The following is a 19752-nucleotide window of genomic DNA, read 5'->3' as shown; positions in this document are numbered from 1 at the left end:
TGGGGTGGCGCTGCGTACGGGGCCGCCCCTCCAAAGTCAAGGGCGCCTTCGGCGTCGCTTCGCGATGGGACTCCGTCCCACCCTTGACTTCGGAGCCTCTACGGCCCCTAGGCGCAGCTTACGTCGGGCAGGCTCCGCCTGCCCCCCGCCCGACGCGCCACCCCACCCCCCCAAGTCCCCAAAATCGAAAAAAGGGGAAGAAGCAGTCTTGGAAACCGGTGCCCGCCAGAATACGGTTCCGGTCTCACTTGACTCCGACTATCCAATCGGTGACAAAAACCCAACCCGTATTCGGTGCGTAGCCACCCCATTACTTGATATTCTTTGGATATGGGTTCGGTTGAGGTTGATCTCGCAGCAGCGTCCACCATGGAATTGGTGAACGCCATCGCGCAGATCACCCACGAACTCGCCCAGCGCGACGCCCCCGACTCACCCGCCGCCTGCATGCACATCGCCGAATCGTTGGCGGCCGCGACCGACCGGCAGGAAAGCGCGCTGGCCGCGTTGATCGGGCGGGTGGACGCCTCGGGGGAGATGCGGCGGTGGGGCCTGCCCTCCACCCAAGCGTGGCTGCGCACCCGCCTGGGCATGCGCGACACCCGCGCCAAAGAGCGGGTCACCCTGGCCCGGCAACGCCACCGCCTCCCCCGCGTCACGGCAGGGCTCGCCGCCGGGGAGCTGTCCTACGGGTATGCATCGACCGTCGCCGACGCCGTCGCGCGTTTGGACGACGCGGACTGCGCGACCGCGGAGAGCCTGCTGCTCGATATGGTCGGGCAGGGGTTCTCGGCCGGGAAGGTCGCCTCGTTCGGGCGGCGTATCCGGGATGTGATCGCTGAACGTGACGGCACCGACAAGCCTGATGCCGAGTCGCGGCGCGGGTATGAGCGGTCCTGGGTCACCTCCACCCGTTCTCTGGACGGTGGCCGTTATGTGAAGGGCTGGCTGAACGCCGAGGACGCCGCCGTCTGGGACGGCACCCTCGCACCGCTGGCCAAACCCGCCGGGACCGATGACCGCCGTGATCTGTCCGAGCGGACGGCCGCAGCGCTGACGAGTGTGCTGGCGGGCGGGCACCGCGCCACCAAGGTCACCGTGATCTGCGATCTGGACACCCTCACCGGCGGCACTACCCCCGGCCGCCTCACCGACGGCACCCCCATCCCCGCCGCACACGTCCGCCGCATCGCCCTCAGCGCGGGCGTCTCACCCCTGATCCTCGGGCGCGGCCATGTGCCGTTGTATCTGGGCCAGCGGGTCCGGTTCGCCACCCCCGCGCAACGCCAGGTCCTCGAAACCCTGTATCCGACGTGCGCGGTGCAGGGGTGTGAGGTGCCCGGCACCCTGTGCGAGGTGGATCACGTCACCGGCTGGGCCCTCGGCTCACCGACCGACATCGACCGGCTCGCCCTGTGCTGCGGGTGGCACAACCGCTTCAAGCACACCAACGCCGAGCAGATGAACATCGTCCGTGACAGCACCGGACGCTACATCTACCGCGTTCTCCCACCACCGGACGCGCATGGGCCACCCGTCCACCTCGCCCAAGCCGCCTAACAACCGCCCGCCCCCCAGCGACTCCCCGGCGTGCAGTCGCAATCTCAAGCGACCTGCCTGTGAAGGGCTATCCGACGGGCAGTCAGCCAGCCTTCTTATCGCTGTAGCGAGTCGGGGCTCCCTGCTCCCTACTGGCGGACGTCTCATCTGACATTGGTGGTCGCGGGAGCGTCCAGAGCTTCCGAGGCATACGTCCACGCGCTTCACCTTCGGATCCGACCTCAACGGCGTCTCGGAAATCTCTCCACTGTGACGAATCACCGACGCGCTCTGGTCGCAACCAACGTGACAGGTACCGCCTGCCAGGGAGCGCTACCCGACCCATGTGACGGGCTCTGGGGGCTGGACCGGATCACTAGCACGTGCGTGCTTCGAAGTGGGCCTCAGTCGTGTGCGAGCGTCCACCTCGCCTGGTCCAGCGCCGCCGAAGCGGGCTGACTGACGTTCATGAGGCAAGGCGGCATTCGATCACGGCCCGGCTCGGGCTCGGACTCGGGCTTGGGGGCGAGTCGCTAGCCGATCGCCGTGTGACAGGACTTGAGACGCCGACGGTGGTCGCGTTGCTGCAGGTCAGTGGGTCAGTGGGTCAGATCGTCGGTAGCCAGGAGTTCGGTGTCCGGCGGCAGTCGGTGTCGCTGCCGGGCCGTGGTGATTTGCTCCTTGGCGCTTAGCCGTCCTTCAGTGCGTCGGCCAGCAGTGCGATCGGATCGGAGGCGATGGGGTGGTGGGACCGTCCGGTCGGCCAGGTCGAGAATCCGTCGTCCGGCCAGCGCGGGACCACATGGAAGTGCAGATGCGGAACCGATTGCTCTGAGCCTGGGCCGCTGGCATGAAGTACGTTCACGCCGCCCGCACTCAACGCGGTGCGCATCACCGTGGCCAGGCGCTGGACCAGGGCCATGGCATCGGCGAGCGGGCCGGGCGGTGTATCAAAAATATCGGTGTAGTGGTCGATGGAAATGACCAGCGTATGTCCGGGGGCTAGAGGACTAAGCGGCGCGAACGCGGCGATGGAGCGGCCACGTGTGATCCAGCGCGCGATATCCGACTTGATCAAGTCGCAGAAGATGCATTCCATGGCAGGCGACACTGCCAGAGCCAGGCAGTAGGGGAGATGCCAAACCCCACTAGTCGAAATTAGGTACTTGGAGACGGTGGGGTGGCGCGTCGGGCGGGGGGCAGGCGGAGCCTGCCCGACGAAAGCTGCACCCAGGGGCCGTAGAGGCTCCGAAGTCAAGGGTGGGACGGAGTCCCATCGCGAAGCGACGCCGAAGGCGCCCTTGACTTTGGAGGGGCGGCCCCGTACGCAGCGCCACCCCACCGCCGATTTAGAACATTAGAACCGGAGGGCACCAGCCAAAGGCATCATTAACGGCCGCAGCCCAGGCAAAACTCAGCAGTCGTCACCCGAAAGCGAAGCCAGAAAAGCGTCCAAGATCTCGATCTGGCGGCCGGGCGGAAAGCGCTCTGGATCGAAGAGAGCCTGGACGACCAAACCATGAGTGAAAGCGGCGACGCTGACCACAACATCATCGACATCCGAAGACCCGCGCAGCGGCAGTTCACCCCGCTCGACGGCAGCGGCCACGTGAGGACGAAGTCGCTCGCGCCATTGCTGATACCGCTTCCTCTCCCGAACCGCCAGCTCGGAGTCGGCCAGCGCACCGTCCCATGAACTGACCCAAATGCGGTTCATGTCAGCAGAGTCGGCAGTGAGCGGCAGGACGGCCAAAAGCGCCGAACGTAACGCGGCCAGCCCCTCAGTAGGCCCCCCGGCCGACCCCTCCGCCGGCCGCCCCTCCAGCTGGACGCCACTAACACGCCGGTTCGCAGTGCGTTCGTCGGCGACGTCGAGGGCGTACGTAACAAGGGCCTTCTTGTTCGGAAAGTAATGGGTGAGCAGCCCCGTCGAAGCGCCCATCTCCGCCGCGACGGCGCGCAGCGTCAGGCCGCCGAAGCCGCGGTCGGCGAGGACGCGCCATACGGCCTCGGAGACGTCGCGGCGGCGGGCGTCGTGGTCACCTCGGGCTGGCATTCCCGTATCGTACATAACAAACGTTCGGTACGTACCCTTGGGAGATCCCATGTTCGCTCGCCACCTCGCCGACGGTGCGGAACTTCGTCCGCTGGAGCCTTGGCAGGCCGCCGAGTTCGCCGAGCACGCGGACAGGGTCCGCCAGGACATCGACTACTACATCCCGTGGGCACGCACGGTCGTGGACGAGGCGTCCGCTCGCGAGTTCCTACAGGCGTATGCGTTCAAGCAAGCCAAGGACCAGGGACGTATCTACGGAATCTGGCTGGACGGCGTCCTCCAAGGAGGGACGGTGTTCCGCACATTCGACCCCGCGATGGGCGTCTGCGAGGCAGGCGTGTGGCTCGCCGCGGAAGCTCGCGGACACGGCCTGATCACCACTGCCGTCCAGCACATGATCGACTGGGCGATCGTGGCCCGCGGGATGCACCGGGTCGAATGGCTCTGCGACCCGCGGAACACCGCCAGTTCGGCCGTGGCGAAGCGGCTGGGGATGACCTGTGAGGGCGTCCTGCGCCAGGCGTTCGTCCTAGATGGCGACCGCCGCGACGTCCAAGTCTGGTCGCTCCTCGCCGACGACTACCGCACCAACGGCCAGCAGTCACCCGAGTAATCACAGCTCAGCCACCACCAACGACCACCCGATTGACCGCGCCCGCCCCCAGGCGCGACCGGTCGACCAGGAGATCGAGAGCCGGCAAGGGCCGGTGAGGCGATCGATCGCGGGACGAGGTGGTGACAGCGGCGTGCGCGGCGCACTCTGCGACGGCGTGGGAGCAGTCGGGCGATCGGGTATCGGGTGATCGCGGGACAAGGGCCTGGAGAAGTTCGGCGACCGGAGTGACTGAGCGTGTAGGTCGAGGCGGGTGGCTGGAGCCAGTTGGTAGGCCCGCCCTTGGCGACTCCGCCGATTGATTGCGGGGCCGGTGGTCAGCAAGGGTGGCACGTCGCGGTAACTTGTTTCTTTCGTTTACTCCTTACCCCCCGGGAGTTCGGTTGGAGGTCGAGCATGTGCTCCTGCTGTTGGCCGCTGCTGTTGCGGCCGGGTGGGTCGATGCGGTGGTCGGGGGCGGCGGGCTGATCCAGTTGCCTGCGTTGCTGCTGGTCAACCCCGGACAGCCGGTGGCGACCGCGCTGGCCACCAACAAACTCGGCTCGATCATGGGGGTCTCGTCGGCCGCGGTCGCCTATGCGCGGCGGGCCAAGCCGGATCGTCCGGTCGCGTTGGCGGCGGCGGGGGTCGCGGTGTGCTGTGCGGCGGGCGGTGCGCTGTGCGCCGCCGCGATCTCCTCGGACGTCCTCAAGCCCGTCATCATGGTCGTTCTGCTGGTCGTCGCCGCGGTGGTCGTGCTGAAGCCGGATCTCGGACGGGTGCCGGAGCCGGTGCTGCGCACGCGGCGGCGGGTCGCGGCGGCGGTGCTGGTTCCGGGTGTGGTGATCGCCTTCTATGACGGGCTCGTCGGGCCCGGTACCGGGACGTTCCTCGTGGTCGCGTTCACCGTGTTGCTGGGCATGGACTTCGTCAACGCGTCCGCCACCGCGAAGATCATCAATGCCGGCACCAACCTGGGGGCGCTGGCCGTCTTCGCGGTTCAGGGGCACGTGCTGTGGACGATCGGCATCGCCATGGGCGTCTGCAACATCGCGGGCGCCCAGATCGGCGCTCACATGGCCATCAACCGAGGGGCCGGGTTTGTCCGGGCCGTGCTGCTCTGCGTGGTGACGGCGCTGGTCGTCAAGCTCGGGTTCGAGCAGTTCGGCTGATCCGCGCCGACGCCGACGCCGGGGGCGGGGCCGTCGTCATCCGCTGGGCGGGATGGGCAGCGGCTTCTCCAGCGCCGAAAGGGTCAGCAGCACCAGCGACGCCGTCCAGCCGAGCGGGGCCGGGCCCGCCTGCTTGCCGGTCGGGCCGACCTTCTCCGGCAGGACGCCCAGGGTCGTGCGGTGCGCGGCGAGCCAGTCCAGGCGGCCGATCGCCTCGGTGGCGCGGCCGGAGGTGGCGGCGTTGAGGCCGAACAGGGCGGTCTCGGGCGTCCAGGCGACGTCGGGGGTGCCGGACCAGCGTTCGCCCGGCAGGACACCGCCGTTCGGCAGCGCCTGCTTGCGCTGCGCGTCGGCGATCGCGGCGGTCACGCCTTCGTCCACCTGCGCGAACGGTGGGGCGAGGAAGGTCACCGAGGTGTCCATCAGGCCGCCGCGGATGGGCGAGCGCGGGTAGCCGTAGGGCGCGAACTGGCGGGCGACCGCGTCCGACACGCGCTGGGCGGCGCGCCGCCATTCGGCCGCCTGGCCGTTCTCGCCGCGGGCCCGGGCGAGGTCCGCCGCGGACCGCAGGCCCGCCAGCACCGGCGCGACGACCCCGAGGGTGGGACGGCGCGGGTCCTCCTCGCGGCGGTGGTCGCGCTCCCAGTAGTCGGACGAGGCGGGCGGCAGGCCCTCGGCGTCCAGCGACCGGGCGAGGTGGTTCGCGCCGCGCTGGACCATGGGCCACAGGTCGGGCAGGTCGTCGGACGACGACTGCGTCTGGGCGCGGTAGAACCACGTCGCCCACAGCACCCAGCCGACCGAGTCGAGCTGCGGCGCCCGGCCGTCGGTGACCGCCGTCCCGTCGGGGTTGTAGCGGGCGGCCCACATGCCGTTGCCGTGCTGGGCGCGGGCGAGGAAGCGCAGGACGCGGCGGGCCTCGGACGGGTGCCCGGTCGCGGTGAACGCGGCGACGGCGAACGCGGAGTCGCGCGGCCAGCAGTACCGCCACTTGGTGTACCAGGACGCGAGGGACGCGCCGTTCGGGCGGGTGAGGAGCCGCAGGTCGAGCAGGGCGCGGGCGGCCATGTCGCGGTAGTCCCCGTGCTGCCCGAGGGCCGGGCCCGTCGCTGCAGCGGGGGCCGCCCCGCCCGTCGGGACGACGCCCTGCGCCAGCCACGCGCTGTCGGACCTGATCGCCTGGCCGACCCTCGGGTCGGACATCTCGACCGTGATGGGCGCCTCGCCACCGGACGGGATCAGCCGGACGTGCCCGTCCGCGAGCCGCACGACCGAGCTGTTCGGCAGGTAGGACGCCCCGGCGGCCTCGTCGGGGGTCAGCGGGGCGCCCGCGAACGGCCAGCCGCCCCCGCCGACCAGCCCGGGGCTCGCCCAGCCGGGGCCGGCGGGGTCCGGCACGTTGGCGCCGCCGGTCGCGATGATCGCGGCGGCGACGAGCAGGGCGGTCACGCGGCGAAACGCCCGGGCCGAAGCATGTTTGGCGGGACGTTTGCGAACGGTCGATCGCTTCCGAGCCCCCGGGCTCAAGGGCTCCGGGCTCAAGGGCTCCGAGGCCAAGCGCGACGGGGCCGAGGGCGGCGGGGCCGAGCGCGATGGGGTCGAGGGCGGCGGGGCCGAGCGCGGCGGGGCCGAGCGCGATGGGGTCGAGGGCGCTGGGGCCGAAGGCGGCGGGGCCGAGGGCGGCGGGGTGGCCGAGGGCGCTGGGGGCGCTGGGGGCGAAGGCGGGGCTGCGGTGAGGGCGGTCTTCTCGGCCGAGATGATTCCGCTCGGGACGGGTGCTTCGGCGGGGAGCGGGCCGATCAGGACGGACGCCGCGACGGTCGTGTCCCGTTCCTCCGCCCTCGCCATGCGTCCGCCCCCTTTCACCGCACCGGCCGCCGCACCATCGCAGAAGCGAAATAAGTACATCAAACTACGTCATTTGGTTCATCCTCCTCACGTGCCACTTGTGCCCACCCGTAGGGCGGACATACCCCCCGTTTAGGTAACACTCGCTGGTATAGGGACCCGGCGGCCTCACCACGGATGCGGGTTGACTAGGCTGCATCGACGGAGCGGACCGCAGAGTGCCGGCCGCACGGACACCCGTGTAACCCCCACTCGTGTGGTCGATCGACTGTCGATCCGTTAAAGGACGCCTCGTGGACCTGTTCGAACATCAGGCGAAGGATCTCTTCGCCGAGTACGGGGTACCGGTGCCTACCGGCAAGGTCGCCCATACACCCCAGGAAGCAAGGGCCATCGCGGCGGAGCTGTTCGCCGCGGGAAGCTCGAAGGTCGTGGTCAAGGCCCAGGTGAAGACCGGTGGCCGCGGCAAGGCCGGCGGCGTGAAGCTGGCCGACTCGGCGGACGAGGCGCAAGCGCTCGCCGGCCAGATCCTCGGCATGGACATCAAGGGCCACACGGTCCATAAGGTCCTGATCGAGGAGGGCAGCGCGATCGCGCAGGAGTACTACTTCTCCTTCCTGCTCGACCGCGCCAACCGCACCTTCCTGTCCATCTGCTCGGTCGAGGGCGGCGTGGAGATCGAGGAGGTGCCGCACGACCGGCTGGCGATGGTGCCCATCTCGCCGCTGCACGGCGTCGACCGGGCCAAGGCCCGCGAGATCGCCGAGCAGGGCCGGCTCCCGCAGGAGGCCCTGGACGGCGCCGCCGAGCTCATCGAGCGCCTCTGGGCCGTGTTCGCCGACGAGGACGCCTCCCTCGTCGAGGTGAACCCGATGATCCTCACCGCCGACGGCCGGGTGGTCGCCCTCGACGGCAAGGTCACCCTGGACGACAACGCGGACTTCCGCCAGCAGGACCACGAGAAGCTCGAGGACAAGGGCGCCGCCGACCCGCTGGAGGCGGCGGCGAAGGCCAAGGACCTCAACTACGTCAAGCTCGACGGCAGCGTCGGGATCATCGGCAACGGCGCGGGCCTGGTGATGTCCACGCTGGACGTGGTCGCCTACGCGGGCGAGGAGTTCGGCGGCCAGAAGCCCGCGAACTTCCTCGACATCGGCGGCGGCGCGTCCGCGGAGGTCATGGCGAACGGGCTGGAGATCGTCCTGTCGGACGACGCCGTGAAGTCGGTCTTCGTGAACGTCTTCGGCGGCATCACGGCCTGCGACGCCGTCGCGACCGGCATCGTGTCGGCGTACAAGCTGCTGGCCGACCGCGGCGAGAGCGTCAACCGGCCCCTCGTCGTCCGGCTGGACGGCAACAACGCCGAGCTCGGACGCACGATCCTCACCGACGCGGCGCTCCCCGGCGTCCAGCAGGTCGACACCATGGACGACGCGGCGAGGCGCGCCGCCGAACTCGCGGCAGGTGCATGAGCGATGGCCATCTGGCTCACCGAGAACAGCAAGATCATCATCCAGGGCATCACGGGCTCCGAGGGCACCAAGCACGGCCGCCGGATGCTCGCGTCCGGCGCGCAGGTCGTCGGCGGCGTGAACGCCCGCAAGGCCGGGCAGACGGTCGACTTCGACGGCACGACCCTCCCCGTCTTCGGGACGGTCAAGGAGGCCATGGAGCAGACGGGCGCGGACGTCTCCGTCGTGTTCGTCCCGCCGAAGTTCACCAAGGACGCCGTCGTCGAGGCCGTCGACGCGGGGATCGGCCTCTGTGTCGTGATCACCGAGGGCATCCCCGTCCACGACACCGCCTACTTCTGGGCGTACGCGGAGGAGAAGGGCAACAAGACCCGCATCGTCGGGCCGAACTGCCCGGGCATCGCGTCGCCCGGCAAGTCGAACGCGGGCATCATCCCGGCCGACATCACCACGCCCGGCCGGATCGGGCTCGTGTCCAAGTCGGGCACGCTGACCTACCAGATGATGTACGAGCTGCGCGACATCGGCTTCTCGACCTGCGTCGGCATCGGCGGCGACCCCGTCATCGGGACGACCCACATCGACGCCCTCAAGGCGTTCCAGGACGACCCGGAGACCGACGCGATCGTCATGATCGGCGAGATCGGGGGCGACGCGGAGGAGCGCGCCGCCGCCTACATCGAGCAGCACGTGACCAAGCCGGTCGTCGGCTACGTCGCCGGGTTCACCGCGCCCGAGGGCAAGACCATGGGCCACGCCGGCGCCATCGTGTCCGGCTCCGCGGGCACCGCGCAGGCGAAGAAGGACGCGCTGGAGAAGGTCGGGGTCCGCGTCGGCAAGACGCCGAGCGAGGCCGCCGTCCTCATGCGGGACATCATGAAGAACCTCTGACGGCCTTCCACCGCGCCCGAAAGACGGGTCTTCCGTTACGCCGAAAGACGCCCGAGCCGCCCGCGCGGCCGGGCGTCTTTCGCGTCGGACGGCAGCGGCGGCGGCCGGGCGCGGCGGATGCGCGACGACAAAGGCGACACGCCGGGCGAGGGGGCGTCCGGGAGGCGGGCGTGGTGTCAGCATGGTCCGCGTGAGCGATGCGAGCCCTGGACAGCGCGCGGCCTCCGGTACGGCGGGACGGACCGCACCGCGTCCACCCCGCGACGCGCAACCCAAGCCCCCGCCCAAGTCCCCGGCCAAGCCCCAGCCCCAGCCCGAGCCCGACGACCCCCAGCCGGATCCGCCGCTGACGGCGGCCAGGCCGCTGTACGTGACCGGGCTCATCACGGCGCTGTGGTGCATCGGCATCGGGCTCACCCTGCTCACCACCGTCACGCTGATCGGATGGATCGCGGCCCCGAGGACGGCGTTCGGCGACGGCATGACCGGGGTGTTCCGGACGGCCGTGAACTTCTGGCTCGTCTCCCACCACGCGGGCTTCTCCTACGGGCACGGACGGGTCGGCCTGCTGCCGCTCGGCGTGATCGTCCTGCCGGGGGCGCTGCTGTACCGGGGCGGCGGCTGGATGATCCGCGCCGCCGGACTGCCGTACCGGCCCCGGACGGCGGTCGTGCGCGTCGCGGTCGCGCTGGCCGTGCCCTACGCGGCGCTGGCCGTGCTGCTCGCGCTGGCGGTGTCGTCGCCGGAGGTGCGCCCGTCGGCGTGGCAGGCGCTCGTCGGGTGCTTCCTCATCGCGGTCATCGCGGGCGGGCTCGGCGCCGCGCGGGCCGCCGTCGCGGCGCAGGTGGCGGCGGAGGCGCGGGGGCGGCGGGTCAGGTCCGGGCTCGGCGCGCTGCTGCGGCTGCTGCCGGACCGGCCGCGCTCACTCGTGATCGGCGTGGCGGGCTCGCTCGCCGTGCTGCTCGCGTCGGGGGCGCTGCTCGTGGCCGTGTCGCTCGCCGTGCACATGTCGGAGGCCGACCACCTGTACGACCTGCTTGCCCCGGGCGTCGTCGGTGGCATCCTGCTCTTCCTGGTCGAGCTGGCGTTCCTGCCGAACGCGGTGATCTGGGGGATGGCCTACGCGATCGGCCCCGGCTTCTCGATCGGCGCCGGGACGAGCGTGTCGCCGACCGGCGTGGTCCTCGATCTCGTCCCCGCGTTCCCGCCGCTCGCCGCGCTGCCCCAGCCGGGCCCGGCGCCCGCGGTGTCGCTGCTGGCGCTGGCCGCGCCGTTTCTCGCGGGCGCGGTCGGCGGCGCACTGACGATCCGGTCGATGCCGGCCCGCGTGTCGGAGGGGGCGCCGATGTGGGGCTTCCTGTCCGGCGCGCTGACGGGCGCCGTGGTGGCGCTGCTGAGCGCGCTGTCCGGCGGGCCGCTCGGCGACGGGCGGATGGCGACCGTGGGGCCGTCCGCGTGGCAGGTCGGGCTGCTGGCGGCCCTTGAGGTCGGCATCTCGGCGGCGATCGCGGCCTGGGTGGCGAACTGGATGGTGCTGCGCCGTCCCGCCCGCGCGCCGTCCGAGACCCGGAGGAAGTCGAAGTCCAGGTCCAAGGCGGCGAAGGGGACCGGGAAGAAGGCCGCGAAGCAGCCCGCGCGGAAGCGTACGCGCGAGGTCGCGACGCCGATGCCGGGGCCGGTGCCGCTGTCGGCGCCCGTTCCCGGCGACTACGAGACGAAGATCCCCGGACCGCGGGCCACCGGCACCCCGTCCGGCCCGGCCGGTGCACCCAAGGCGCCCAGGGCACCGCATGCGCCGGATCCGTTGCAGTTCGAGGAGGCGGAGCCCGTCCTCGCGCCGCGCCGCCGGGCCCGCCGGTCGCCGGACCCGCTGCCCGAGCTGATCGAAGAGCGCCCGGAACCGGAGCCAGAGCCAGAGCCCGAACCGCAGCCGGAACCCGAACCAGAGCCCGAACTTGAAGCGCGGCAGCAGGAGCGGGACGGGACGGTCGTCGTCGAAGGCCACATCGTCGACGAGCCATCAGCTCCGATGCCGCTCCCGCCCGAGGATCCCGAGCGCACCGAGAACAGGGGCGGCGCGATCTACGTCCTGCGGGAAGAGCCCGACCAGTCCGATCAGGGCGACTGATCCCGACGGCTAGAGCAGGTCGCCGTACCTGTCCATGCTGCCGTCGGGCAGGCCGAGCTTGTCCTCGATCTTCGGGAAGTACTTCTCCTGGCAGGACTGCTTGTCGGTGGTCGTGTTGGACCCGCTGAGGCAGTTCTGGTAGCCGCTCAGCTCCGTCCACAGGAACGCCGTGAGCGACACCGACAGGATCGAGAACGCCAGGCCGACCGAGCCGAGGACGATGCCGGGCACGGCGCCAGGCGCGGCTCCCCGGGCGCGGCGCGCGGACCGGCGGGCGCGGATGCCGACGACGAGCGCGGCGACGCCGAGGACCAGGCCGAGCGGGTAGAAGAAGAACGCGGTCAGCAGCGCGATGGCGCCGAGCCACAGTGCCCGCCACCCGGTCCGCTGCGGCTGCCCCGGACCCGGGCCCGCGGGCTGCCCCGGCGCCCCGGGCTGCCCTGGCTCCGCCGGTGGCGTCGGCCCAGGCTGCGGCCCCTGCCCCGCCGGCGTCTGGTCCGGCTGCGGGGCCTGGTCCGGCTCCGGCCGCCGGTCTGGCTCCGGCTGCTCGCTCACGTTCTCTTCCTCCTGGACGGTGATGTCGATCCCCCCTGATCCCGTGTTCCGGGGGCGCCGAGCGGGCCCGATAGGCTGCATGTCGGCCCGTTCGACGGACCTCCGCCGATCCCCGCCGTCCACCAGCATCGTCCACCAGGGAGTCATGGTGTCCGCCCGGCTCGTCGTCCTCGTCTCCGGCGCGGGGACCAACCTACAAGCGCTGCTCGACGCGTGCGCGGATCCAGCTTATGGGGCGAAAGTCGTGGCCGTGGGCGCGGACCGTCCCGATATCGGCGGAACCGCCCGTGCCGAACGCTCCGGTGTGCCCGCTTTTACCGTGTGCGTCCCCGATTTTCCGTCTCGGGATGACTGGGACGCGGCGCTGACCGACGCGGTGGCGCGGCACGAGCCCGATCTCGTGGTGTCCGCCGGGTTCATGAAGATCCTCGGGCCGCGTTTCCTGTCCCGGTTCGGCGGCCGGACGGTCAACACCCATCCCGCGCTCCTGCCGTCCTTCCCCGGCGCCCATGCCGTACGGGACGCCCTGGCGTACGGGGTGAAGGTGACGGGCTGTACGGTTCACTTCGTCGACGAAGGGGTGGACACCGGGCCCGTCATCGCCCAGGAGACCGTCCCCGTGCGCTGGCACGACGACGAGGACTCCCTGCACGAGCGGATCAAGCAGGTGGAGCGCGGTCTTCTGGTCGACGTCGTCGGACGCCTCGCCCGCGACGGCTGGACGGCGCACGGCAGGCGGGTCTCGTTGAAGTGCGGGACCTGCGGCGACGCAGGCGGCGCGAACAACGCGAACGATGCGAACAACGCGAACGATGCAGGCGACAGCGGTACGTCCGATCAAGAGGGGAGCTCGGCCGGTGAGTCGGGTGGCGATTAAGCGCGCGCTGATCAGCGTGTACGACAAGTCCGGGCTGGAGGAGCTGGCCCGGGGCCTGCACGAGGCGGGCGTGGAGATCGTCTCGACCGGGTCCACGGCGGGACGGATCGCGTCCGCGGGCGTCCCGGTGATGAAGGTGGAGAAGCTCACCGGGTTCCCCGAGTGCCTGGACGGGCGGGTCAAGACCCTGCACCCGGCGGTGCACGCGGGCCTGCTCGCCGACCGCCGCAAGGAGGACCACCTCCAGCAGCTCGAAGACCTGGCCGTCGAGCCGTTCGACCTGCTGGTGGCGAACCTGTACCCGTTCGCCGAGACGGTCGCGTCGGGAGCCTCGCCGGACGAGTGCGTCGAGCAGATCGACATCGGCGGCCCGACGATGGTGCGCGCCGCCGCGAAGAACCACGCGAGCGTGTCCGTCGTCGTCGACCCGTCCGGGTACGGGGCGGTGCTGGACGCCGTCCGGGCGGGCGGGTTCACGATCGAGGAGCGGCGCCGGCTCGCCGCGCAGGCGTTCGCGCACACCGCGTCCTACGACGTGGCCGTCGCGTCGTGGTTCGCGAGCGGCTACGCGCCCGACGAGACCGCCGCCGAGACGCGGTGGCCCGACTTCCTCGGCGCCACCTGGGAGCGCTCGAACACGCTCCGGTACGGCGAGAACCCGCACCAGCGGGCCGCGCTGTACCGCACGCCCGGCGAGTCCGGGCTGGCCGGGGCCGAGCAGTTGTACGGCAAGGAGATGTCCTACAACAACTACGTGGACACCGACGCCGCCCGCCGCGCCGCCCACGACTTCACCGAGCCCTGCGTCGCGATCATCAAGCACGCCAACCCGTGCGGCATCGCGGTCGGCGCAGGCATCGCGGAGGCGCACCGCAAGGCGCACGCCTGCGACCCGGTGTCGGCCTACGGCGGCGTCATCGCGGCGAACCGCCCGGTCACCGCCGAGATGGCGCGGCAGGTCACGGAGAGTTTCGCGGAGGTGCTGGTCGCGCCGTCGTTCGAGGACGAGGCCGTGACCATCCTCACCGGCCGGTTCAAGAACATCCGGCTGCTGGTGTGCCCGGACGCCCCGTCCGGTGCCGTCGAGTACCGGCGCATCGACGGCGGCCTCCTGCTGCAGGGCGTCGACCAGGTCGACGCGCCGGGCGACGACCCGTCCACCTGGGAGCTCAAGACCGGCCCGGCCGTGGACGCGGTCACGCTCGCCGATCTGACGTTCGCGTGGCGGGCGATCCGCTCGGTCAAGTCGAACGCGATCCTGCTCGCCGCCGACGGCGCCACCGTCGGCGTCGGCATGGGCCAGGTCAACCGGGTCGACTCCGCCAAGCTCGCCGTCGCGCGGGCGGGCGCCGAGCGGGCCGCGGCCGCGGTCGGCGCGTCCGACGCGTTCTTCCCGTTCCCGGACGGCCTCGAGGTGCTGACCGCGGCGGGCGTCCGCGCGATCGTCGAGCCGGGCGGTTCCGTCAAGGACGACCTCGTGATCGAGGCCGCCGCGAAGGCCGGGATCAGCCTCTACTTCACCGGCGTCCGGCACTTCTTCCACTGACGCCCGGCCCGCGCCCAAGGGAACCCGGTGTGGCGGACGACACCGCCACACCGGGTTTACCTTTGGTTTCTTTACTTTCTGCGGCAGGTAGCCTCGCCATGGCCGCGCCTCATGCCCCCTTCCGGACCCACCCCCCTGGCGCGGGCGAATCCGTGTGGAGGCGCGATGGATCTGCTGATGTCCCTCATGCTGGTGGCGGTGTACCGTGCGGACGCGCTGCTGATGGAGTCGCGGCAGGTGATCGGCCTGGCCGCGGCGTTCCTCGCCGCGATGCTCGCCGCCCAGCTCGGCTGGCACGGCACCGACCGCATCCTCGCCTGGCGCCAGCGCTCCGAAGACTGACGGCTCACCCGGCTCACTCGGCTCATCCAGCTCAGCGGAGCCTGGCGCGCAGTGCGGCCGCCGCCTCGGGCCAGTCGTCGTCCGTCATCGCGTAGGTGGCGGTGTCGCGGATCGATCCGTCCGCGCGGACCCGGTGCTTGCGGTGGACGCCCTCGAACGACGCGCCGAGCCGCTCGATCGCCGCGCGCGACCGCTCGTTGCGGACGTGGGTGTGCCAGCCGACCCGCATCGCCCCGAGATCGTCGAAGGCGCGTCCCATCAGCAGCAGCTTCGCCTCCGTGTTGAGGCCCGACCGCTGCCACCGCGTCCCGAGCCATGTGTAGCCGATGCACAGCCCGCGATGGGACGGGATGATCTCGTAGTACGACGTCGTCCCGGCGACCTCGCCGGTCGCGACGTCGAGCTGCGCCCACGGCACCCGGAACCTTCGCTCGTACAACGCGAGGGCGTCCCCGATCTGCGCGCGCATCTCCTCGACGGTCGCGGGCTGCCGCTCGTTCATCCACGCCCAGACCGCCGGGTCCTTCGACGCCGCGAACAGGCCCTCGGCGTGTTCCGCCGTGAGCGGCTCCAGCCGCACGTACCGCCCGGTCAGGACGGGCCGCTCGAACCATGCGTCACTCATGCGACTCACGCTAGGAGCGGACCGGCGGCGTCCGGCAGGGCCACTTTCGACCGATTTCTGCGAACCACTCCGCCGTCGCCGCGCACCGCAGTGCCGCCCCGGCCGCCGGATAGCATGGGCGTTCACGCGACTGGCGCGGTCAAGGTGGGGCACCACCGGGGAGCGAACGACAGTCCGGACACCGCGCGCCTGGGTGGACGGGAGCCATTCCCCCGCGGAGGAACGCATGACGGCACAGATTCTGGACGGCAAGGCCACGGCCGCCGAGATCCGCTCGAACCTCAAGGTCCGCGTCGAGGCGCTCCGCGACCGCGGCGTGACCGTCGGGCTCGGCACCGTCCTCGTCGGCGACGACCCCGGCAGCCATTCCTACGTCAACATGAAGCACCGCGACTGCGCCGAGGTCGGCATCGAGAGCATCCGCCGCGACCTGCCCGCCACCGCCACGCAGGACGACGTCGAACGCGCCGTCGCCGAGCTGAACGCCGACCCGTCCTGCACGGGCTACATCGTCCAGCTCCCGCTCCCGAAGGGCCTGGACGAGCAGCGCGTCCTGGAGCGCATCGACCCGGCCAAGGACGCCGACGGGCTGCACCCCACGAACCTCGGGCGGCTGGTCCTCATGCAGCCGGGCCCGCTGCCGTGCACGCCGAAGGGCATCATCGAGCTGCTCCGCCGCTTCGACGTCCCGATCAAGGGCGCCGACGTCACGGTCGTCGGCCGCGGCATCACCGTCGGACGCTCCCTCGGCCTCCTGCTCACCCGCCGCACCGAGAACGCGACCGTCACCCTCTGCCACACCGCGACCCGCGACCTGGCGGCCCACACCCGCCGCGCCGACATCGTCGTGGCCGCCGCGGGCGTCCCCGACCTCATCACCGGCGACATGATCAAGCCGGGCGCGGCCGTCCTGGACGTGGGCGTGTCCCGCGTGGACGGCAAGCTCGCCGGGGACGTCGCCGCCGGCGTCCGCGAGGTCGCCGGCTGGGTCGCGCCGAACCCGGGCGGCGTAGGCCCGATGACCCGCGCGATGCTGCTCGCCAACGTCGTCGAAGCCGCCGAGCAGCAGCCCGCCTGACACACGTGCGAGGGCCGCCACCAGCACCCTGGTGGCGGCCCTCGCCCTGCGCTTCGCCGGCCGGAGCCGCGCTGTCACCTGCGCGGCCCCGGACGGGCACGTTCAGCGATCGCCCTCGAAACGCGCGCTGCCGGAGAGCGATCGCACGTTCAGTTCAGCTGGCCCTCCGTCCCGCCGCGCTGGGTGCGCGGCCGGGTCCGGTGACGTGCGCGTGGCCCGCGCCCGTCCGCCGGGTCTCGGCCGTGCCCCGGACCCCGGGGACCCGCCCGTCCATCGGCGGGCGGCCCTGCGGGACGTGCACCGGCGGCAGCGGCCGGACGAGGCCCATCGCGATGACCTCGTTGGCGAGCCGGGTACGCCGGTTGGCGCCCTCGGGGATACGGAACTTCTGGTAGAGGCGCAGCAGGTGCTGCTTGACGGCCGCCTCCGTCACCACCAGCTCTCCGGCGATGTCGCGTGCCGTGGCCGGGGCCACGAACGCCTCGTCGGACAGGGCGGGACGGCAGAGCGAGGTGAGCACGTCGACCTCGCGGCGGGTGAGCTCGGGTGCGACGGCCCGGCGCAGTTCGACGTCCGGGTCGACCTCCTCACGGGGGATGCCCCCCATCCGGCAGCGCGCCGTGCCGAAGCTCACGACGTCACCGTCCTCCAGGACACGGCGGGCGATCGGCCGGCCGTTGACGCGGGTCCCGTTGCGGGACAGGCCCATGTCCACCACGTAGACGTACGGACCGCGTCGGACGATCTCAGCGTGCAAGCGGGACACACTCGGGTCGTCGAGGCGGATGTCGACTCCTCTCCCTCTCCCGACCGTCGTAACGTCGGGGCGCAGCGGCATCACCAGCCCGCTGTCCTCGATCCGCATGAACGGCCCCTCCACGGCAGTCCTCCCAGCTAGTTAGCGACCCCTGTCTGCCGGGTTACCCGGGCGCGTCACCGTCACACCCTCCTACTGGCGAGTAGGACCGATGGCGCAGGGGATTCGGGCCTCTCCGGCATCACCGGCGCCCCATCCGCCCCGTCCCCGGCCGCCGGACCGCACCGCGCCGGACCTGCGGCCGCGCGGGCGATCCGGGCACGGCGCGGGCACGGGCGATCAGGTGCGCGGACGATGTCGTGCCGCCATCCGATTCCCTATACCGTGAAGCCCATGAGCACCGAGGTGCGTCGGCGCAGGCGCAGGGCGCCCAGCCGCCGCGGAGCCGCGCCGCACTGGCTGGCGCAGCTCCCGTACCTGATCGTGCTCAGCGGCGTCGGCGCCGGGCTCACGCTGTGCGCCTTCAACTACTTCCGCAAGGGGTCCGGGCTGATGGCGGCCGCGCTGCTGCTCGGGGCCCTGGCGCGGCTCCTGCTGCCGGAGTCGCAGCTCGGGCCGCTCGCCGTCCGCAGCCGGTCCATCGACTGCTGGACGCTCGTGATCCTCGGCGAGATGGTCGCGTTCGTGTCGCTGAGCGTCCCGCCGATGAACAAGCCGGGCCTCGCCCTCGCGGGCGCCTTCGGCGTGCTGATCCTCCTGGCGATGGTGGCGCGCGCCGCACGGCTTCTCATCACCGGCCGCCGCGACCGCCCACCATCCTCACCCGGCGCCCCCGGCGCGCCACCGGGCACCCCCGGCGCGTCCCCGCCCGGCGCGTCCCCGCCCGGCGTGTCAGGCCCGCCCGGCGCACGGCCGGGCCCGCCGGGACCGCCCGGACCAGGCCAGGTCTAGACCTCAAGTTGGCCTCGGCTAGCCTTGCCAGTTGAGCCTTACAAGGTCTGAAGTCTTCACAGCTGGCCAGGTGTAGGAAAGGGACAGCAGCAGCATGCCCAAGATCAAAGTAGCGGGCCCGGTCGTCGAACTCGACGGCGACGAAATGACGCGGATCATCTGGAAATTCATCAAGGACCAGCTGATCCTGCCCTACCTCGACGTCGATCTGAAGTACTACGACCTGGGAATCGAGCACCGTGACGCCACGGACGACCAGGTCACCGTCGACGCGGCCAACGCCATCCGGGAACACGGCGTCGGCGTGAAGTGCGCCACCATCACCCCCGACGAGGCGCGCGTCGAGGAGTTCGGCCTGAAGAAGATGTGGCGGTCCCCGAACGGGACGATCCGCAACATCCTTGGCGGCGTGGTGTTCCGTGAGCCGATCATCTGCTCCAACATCCCCCGGCTCGTCCCCGGCTGGACCAAGCCGATCATCATCGGTCGCCACGCGCACGGCGACCAGTACCGCGCCACCGACTTCGTCGTTCCCGGCCCGGGCAAGGTGACGATCACCTACACCCCCGAGGACGGCTCGCAGCCGATGGAGTTCGAGATCGCGAACTTCCCCGGCGGCGGCGTCGCGATGGGCATGTACAACTACGACGACTCGATCCGCGACTTCGCGCGGGCGACGATGCGGTACGCGCTGGAGCGCGGGATGCCGCTGTACATGTCGACGAAGAACACGATCCTGAAGGCCTACGACGGCCGCTTCAAGGACATCTTCCAGGAGATCTACGAGTCGGAGTTCAAGTCCGCGTTCGAGTCCAAGGGCCTCACCTACGAGCACCGGCTCATCGACGACATGGTCGCGGCGGCGCTGAAGTGGGAGGGCGGGTTCGTCTGGGCCGCCAAGAACTACGACGGCGACGTCCAGTCCGACACCCTCGCGCAGGGCTTCGGCTCCCTCGGGCTGATGACGTCCGTGCTGATGACCCCGGACGGCAAGACCGTCGAGGCGGAGGCCGCGCACGGCACCGTGACCCGGCACTTCCGGCAGCACCAGCAGGGCAAGCCGACGTCGACCAACCCGATCGCGTCCATCTTCGCCTGGACCCGGGGCCTCGAACACCGCGGCAAGCTCGACTCCCAGCCCGAGGTCGCGAACTTCGCCCGCACCCTGGAGCAGGTCTGCGTCGAGACGGTCGAGAACGGCCAGATGACCAAGGACCTGGCGCTGCTCGTCGGCAAGGACACGCCGTTCCTGACGACCCAGGATTTCCTGGAGGCGCTCGACACCAACCTCCAGAAGAAGATCAACGGCTGAGAAACGCCGGT

At 71.1% G+C, this 19752-nt stretch carries 18 protein-coding genes; 12 read left to right on the top strand and 6 right to left on the bottom strand.

What is annotated here, in order from left to right; all coding sequences use genetic code 11:
* Nucleotides 1-330: 330 nt before the first annotated feature.
* Nucleotides 331-1560, top strand: coding sequence for a DUF222 domain-containing protein (locus ACH34S_RS04765; protein WP_395951126.1), 1230 nt, complete (start codon nucleotides 331-333; stop codon nucleotides 1558-1560).
* A gap of 667 nt (nucleotides 1561-2227) precedes the next feature.
* Here the strand turns inward: ACH34S_RS04765 and ACH34S_RS04760 are convergent.
* Entirely contained in the window at nucleotides 2228-2638 is a 411-nt protein-coding gene (locus ACH34S_RS04760) for an HIT family protein (protein WP_395951125.1), read from the bottom strand.
* Nucleotides 2639-2953: 315 nt separating this feature from the next.
* Nucleotides 2954-3595 carry a TetR/AcrR family transcriptional regulator gene (locus tag ACH34S_RS04755; RefSeq protein ID WP_395951124.1) on the bottom strand — a complete coding sequence of 214 codons (642 nt, stop codon included), beginning with the start codon at nucleotides 3593-3595 and terminating at the stop codon, nucleotides 2954-2956.
* A gap of 49 nt (nucleotides 3596-3644) precedes the next feature.
* Here ACH34S_RS04755 and ACH34S_RS04750 point away from each other — a divergent pair, with 49 nt between their 5' ends.
* On the top strand, nucleotides 3645-4208 hold the full coding sequence (locus tag ACH34S_RS04750) for a GNAT family N-acetyltransferase (protein ID WP_395951123.1): 564 nt from the start codon (nucleotides 3645-3647) through the stop codon (nucleotides 4206-4208).
* Between the two features lie 383 nt (nucleotides 4209-4591).
* Entirely contained in the window at nucleotides 4592-5359 is a 768-nt protein-coding gene (locus tag ACH34S_RS04745; RefSeq protein ID WP_395951122.1) for a sulfite exporter TauE/SafE family protein, read from the top strand.
* 36 nt (nucleotides 5360-5395) lie between these two features.
* On the opposite strand, the gene ACH34S_RS04740 is transcribed toward ACH34S_RS04745, so the two are convergent.
* Nucleotides 5396-6808, bottom strand: coding sequence for a glycoside hydrolase family 15 protein (locus ACH34S_RS04740; protein ID WP_395951121.1), 1413 nt, complete (start codon nucleotides 6806-6808; stop codon nucleotides 5396-5398).
* Nucleotides 6809-7500: 692 nt separating this feature from the next.
* On the opposite strand from ACH34S_RS04740, the gene sucC reads away from it, so the two are divergent.
* The 3 genes from sucC (at nucleotide 7501) to ACH34S_RS04725 (ending at nucleotide 11698) form a co-directional block, all read left to right on the top strand.
* Nucleotides 7501-8679, top strand: coding sequence for an ADP-forming succinate--CoA ligase subunit beta (sucC, locus tag ACH34S_RS04735; RefSeq protein WP_395951120.1), 1179 nt, complete (start codon nucleotides 7501-7503; stop codon nucleotides 8677-8679).
* A gap of 3 nt (nucleotides 8680-8682) precedes the next feature.
* Entirely contained in the window at nucleotides 8683-9570 is an 888-nt protein-coding gene (gene sucD / locus ACH34S_RS04730) for a succinate--CoA ligase subunit alpha (RefSeq protein ID WP_395951119.1), read from the top strand.
* A gap of 190 nt (nucleotides 9571-9760) precedes the next feature.
* Nucleotides 9761-11698, top strand: coding sequence for a DUF6350 family protein (locus tag ACH34S_RS04725; protein ID WP_395951118.1), 1938 nt, complete (start codon nucleotides 9761-9763; stop codon nucleotides 11696-11698).
* Between the two features lie 9 nt (nucleotides 11699-11707).
* On the opposite strand, the gene ACH34S_RS04720 is transcribed toward ACH34S_RS04725, so the two are convergent.
* Complete coding sequence (locus tag ACH34S_RS04720; RefSeq protein ID WP_395951117.1) at nucleotides 11708-12253, bottom strand: hypothetical protein; 546 nt, start codon at nucleotides 12251-12253, stop codon at nucleotides 11708-11710.
* 145 nt (nucleotides 12254-12398) lie between these two features.
* On the opposite strand from ACH34S_RS04720, the gene purN reads away from it, so the two are divergent.
* The 3 genes from purN (at nucleotide 12399) to ACH34S_RS04705 (ending at nucleotide 15018) form a co-directional block, all read left to right on the top strand.
* Nucleotides 12399-13130 (top strand): phosphoribosylglycinamide formyltransferase, encoded by a 732-nt coding sequence (gene purN / locus ACH34S_RS04715; RefSeq protein WP_395951446.1) that lies wholly within the window; start codon nucleotides 12399-12401, stop codon nucleotides 13128-13130.
* Nucleotides 13111-14676, top strand: coding sequence for a bifunctional phosphoribosylaminoimidazolecarboxamide formyltransferase/IMP cyclohydrolase (gene purH / locus ACH34S_RS04710; protein ID WP_395951116.1), 1566 nt, complete (start codon nucleotides 13111-13113; stop codon nucleotides 14674-14676). Before purN ends, purH begins: the two co-directional genes overlap by 20 nt.
* A 165-nt stretch (nucleotides 14677-14841) precedes the next feature.
* Nucleotides 14842-15018 carry a hypothetical protein gene (locus tag ACH34S_RS04705; RefSeq protein WP_395951115.1) on the top strand — a complete coding sequence of 59 codons (177 nt, stop codon included), beginning with the start codon at nucleotides 14842-14844 and terminating at the stop codon, nucleotides 15016-15018.
* A 31-nt stretch (nucleotides 15019-15049) separates the two neighbouring features.
* Here the strand turns inward: ACH34S_RS04705 and ACH34S_RS04700 are convergent, their stop codons facing one another.
* Nucleotides 15050-15643, bottom strand: coding sequence for a GNAT family N-acetyltransferase (locus ACH34S_RS04700; RefSeq protein WP_395951114.1), 594 nt, complete (start codon nucleotides 15641-15643; stop codon nucleotides 15050-15052).
* A gap of 226 nt (nucleotides 15644-15869) precedes the next feature.
* Between ACH34S_RS04700 and ACH34S_RS04695 the strand changes: the two genes are divergently transcribed.
* Nucleotides 15870-16721 (top strand): bifunctional methylenetetrahydrofolate dehydrogenase/methenyltetrahydrofolate cyclohydrolase, encoded by an 852-nt coding sequence (locus ACH34S_RS04695; protein WP_395951113.1) that lies wholly within the window; start codon nucleotides 15870-15872, stop codon nucleotides 16719-16721.
* Between the two features lie 154 nt (nucleotides 16722-16875).
* Here the strand turns inward: ACH34S_RS04695 and ACH34S_RS04690 are convergent, their stop codons facing one another.
* The gene (locus ACH34S_RS04690) at nucleotides 16876-17586 is read right to left on the bottom strand and encodes an FHA domain-containing protein (RefSeq protein ID WP_395951112.1); all 711 of its coding nucleotides are present in this window, start codon (nucleotides 17584-17586) and stop codon (nucleotides 16876-16878) included.
* A 285-nt stretch (nucleotides 17587-17871) separates the two neighbouring features.
* Here ACH34S_RS04690 and ACH34S_RS04685 point away from each other — a divergent pair, with 285 nt between their 5' ends.
* Complete coding sequence (locus ACH34S_RS04685; protein WP_395951111.1) at nucleotides 17872-18429, top strand: DUF3017 domain-containing protein; 558 nt, start codon at nucleotides 17872-17874, stop codon at nucleotides 18427-18429.
* A gap of 94 nt (nucleotides 18430-18523) precedes the next feature.
* Entirely contained in the window at nucleotides 18524-19741 is a 1218-nt protein-coding gene (locus tag ACH34S_RS04680; RefSeq protein ID WP_395951110.1) for an NADP-dependent isocitrate dehydrogenase, read from the top strand.
* Nucleotides 19742-19752 lie beyond the last annotated feature (11 nt).

The organism is Actinomadura sp. 3N508, from assembly GCF_044326375.1.
Taxonomy (GTDB): domain Bacteria; phylum Actinomycetota; class Actinomycetes; order Streptosporangiales; family Streptosporangiaceae; genus Spirillospora.
Note: the sequence above shows the minus strand (reverse complement) of the source record. Positions and strands in the feature narration are given on the sequence as shown.

Excerpts from the sequence above, each read along its gene's own strand:
- ACH34S_RS04765 (WP_395951126.1), top strand. The coding sequence starts at position 331 with ATGGGTTCGGTTGAGGTTGATCTCGCAGCAGCGTCCACCATGGAATTG.
- ACH34S_RS04760 (WP_395951125.1), bottom strand. The coding sequence starts at position 2,638 with ATGGAATGCATCTTCTGCGACTTGATCAAGTCGGATATCGCGCGCTGG.
- ACH34S_RS04755 (WP_395951124.1), bottom strand. The coding sequence starts at position 3,595 with ATGCCAGCCCGAGGTGACCACGACGCCCGCCGCCGCGACGTCTCCGAG.
- ACH34S_RS04750 (WP_395951123.1), top strand. The coding sequence starts at position 3,645 with ATGTTCGCTCGCCACCTCGCCGACGGTGCGGAACTTCGTCCGCTGGAG.
- sucD (WP_395951119.1), top strand. The coding sequence starts at position 8,683 with ATGGCCATCTGGCTCACCGAGAACAGCAAGATCATCATCCAGGGCATC.
- purN (WP_395951446.1), top strand. The coding sequence starts at position 12,399 with ATGGTGTCCGCCCGGCTCGTCGTCCTCGTCTCCGGCGCGGGGACCAAC.
- ACH34S_RS04705 (WP_395951115.1), top strand. The coding sequence starts at position 14,842 with ATGGATCTGCTGATGTCCCTCATGCTGGTGGCGGTGTACCGTGCGGAC.
- ACH34S_RS04700 (WP_395951114.1), bottom strand. The coding sequence starts at position 15,643 with ATGAGTGACGCATGGTTCGAGCGGCCCGTCCTGACCGGGCGGTACGTG.
- ACH34S_RS04695 (WP_395951113.1), top strand. The coding sequence starts at position 15,870 with ATGACGGCACAGATTCTGGACGGCAAGGCCACGGCCGCCGAGATCCGC.
- ACH34S_RS04690 (WP_395951112.1), bottom strand. The coding sequence starts at position 17,586 with ATGCGGATCGAGGACAGCGGGCTGGTGATGCCGCTGCGCCCCGACGTT.
- ACH34S_RS04685 (WP_395951111.1), top strand. The coding sequence starts at position 17,872 with ATGAGCACCGAGGTGCGTCGGCGCAGGCGCAGGGCGCCCAGCCGCCGC.
- ACH34S_RS04680 (WP_395951110.1), top strand. The coding sequence starts at position 18,524 with ATGCCCAAGATCAAAGTAGCGGGCCCGGTCGTCGAACTCGACGGCGAC.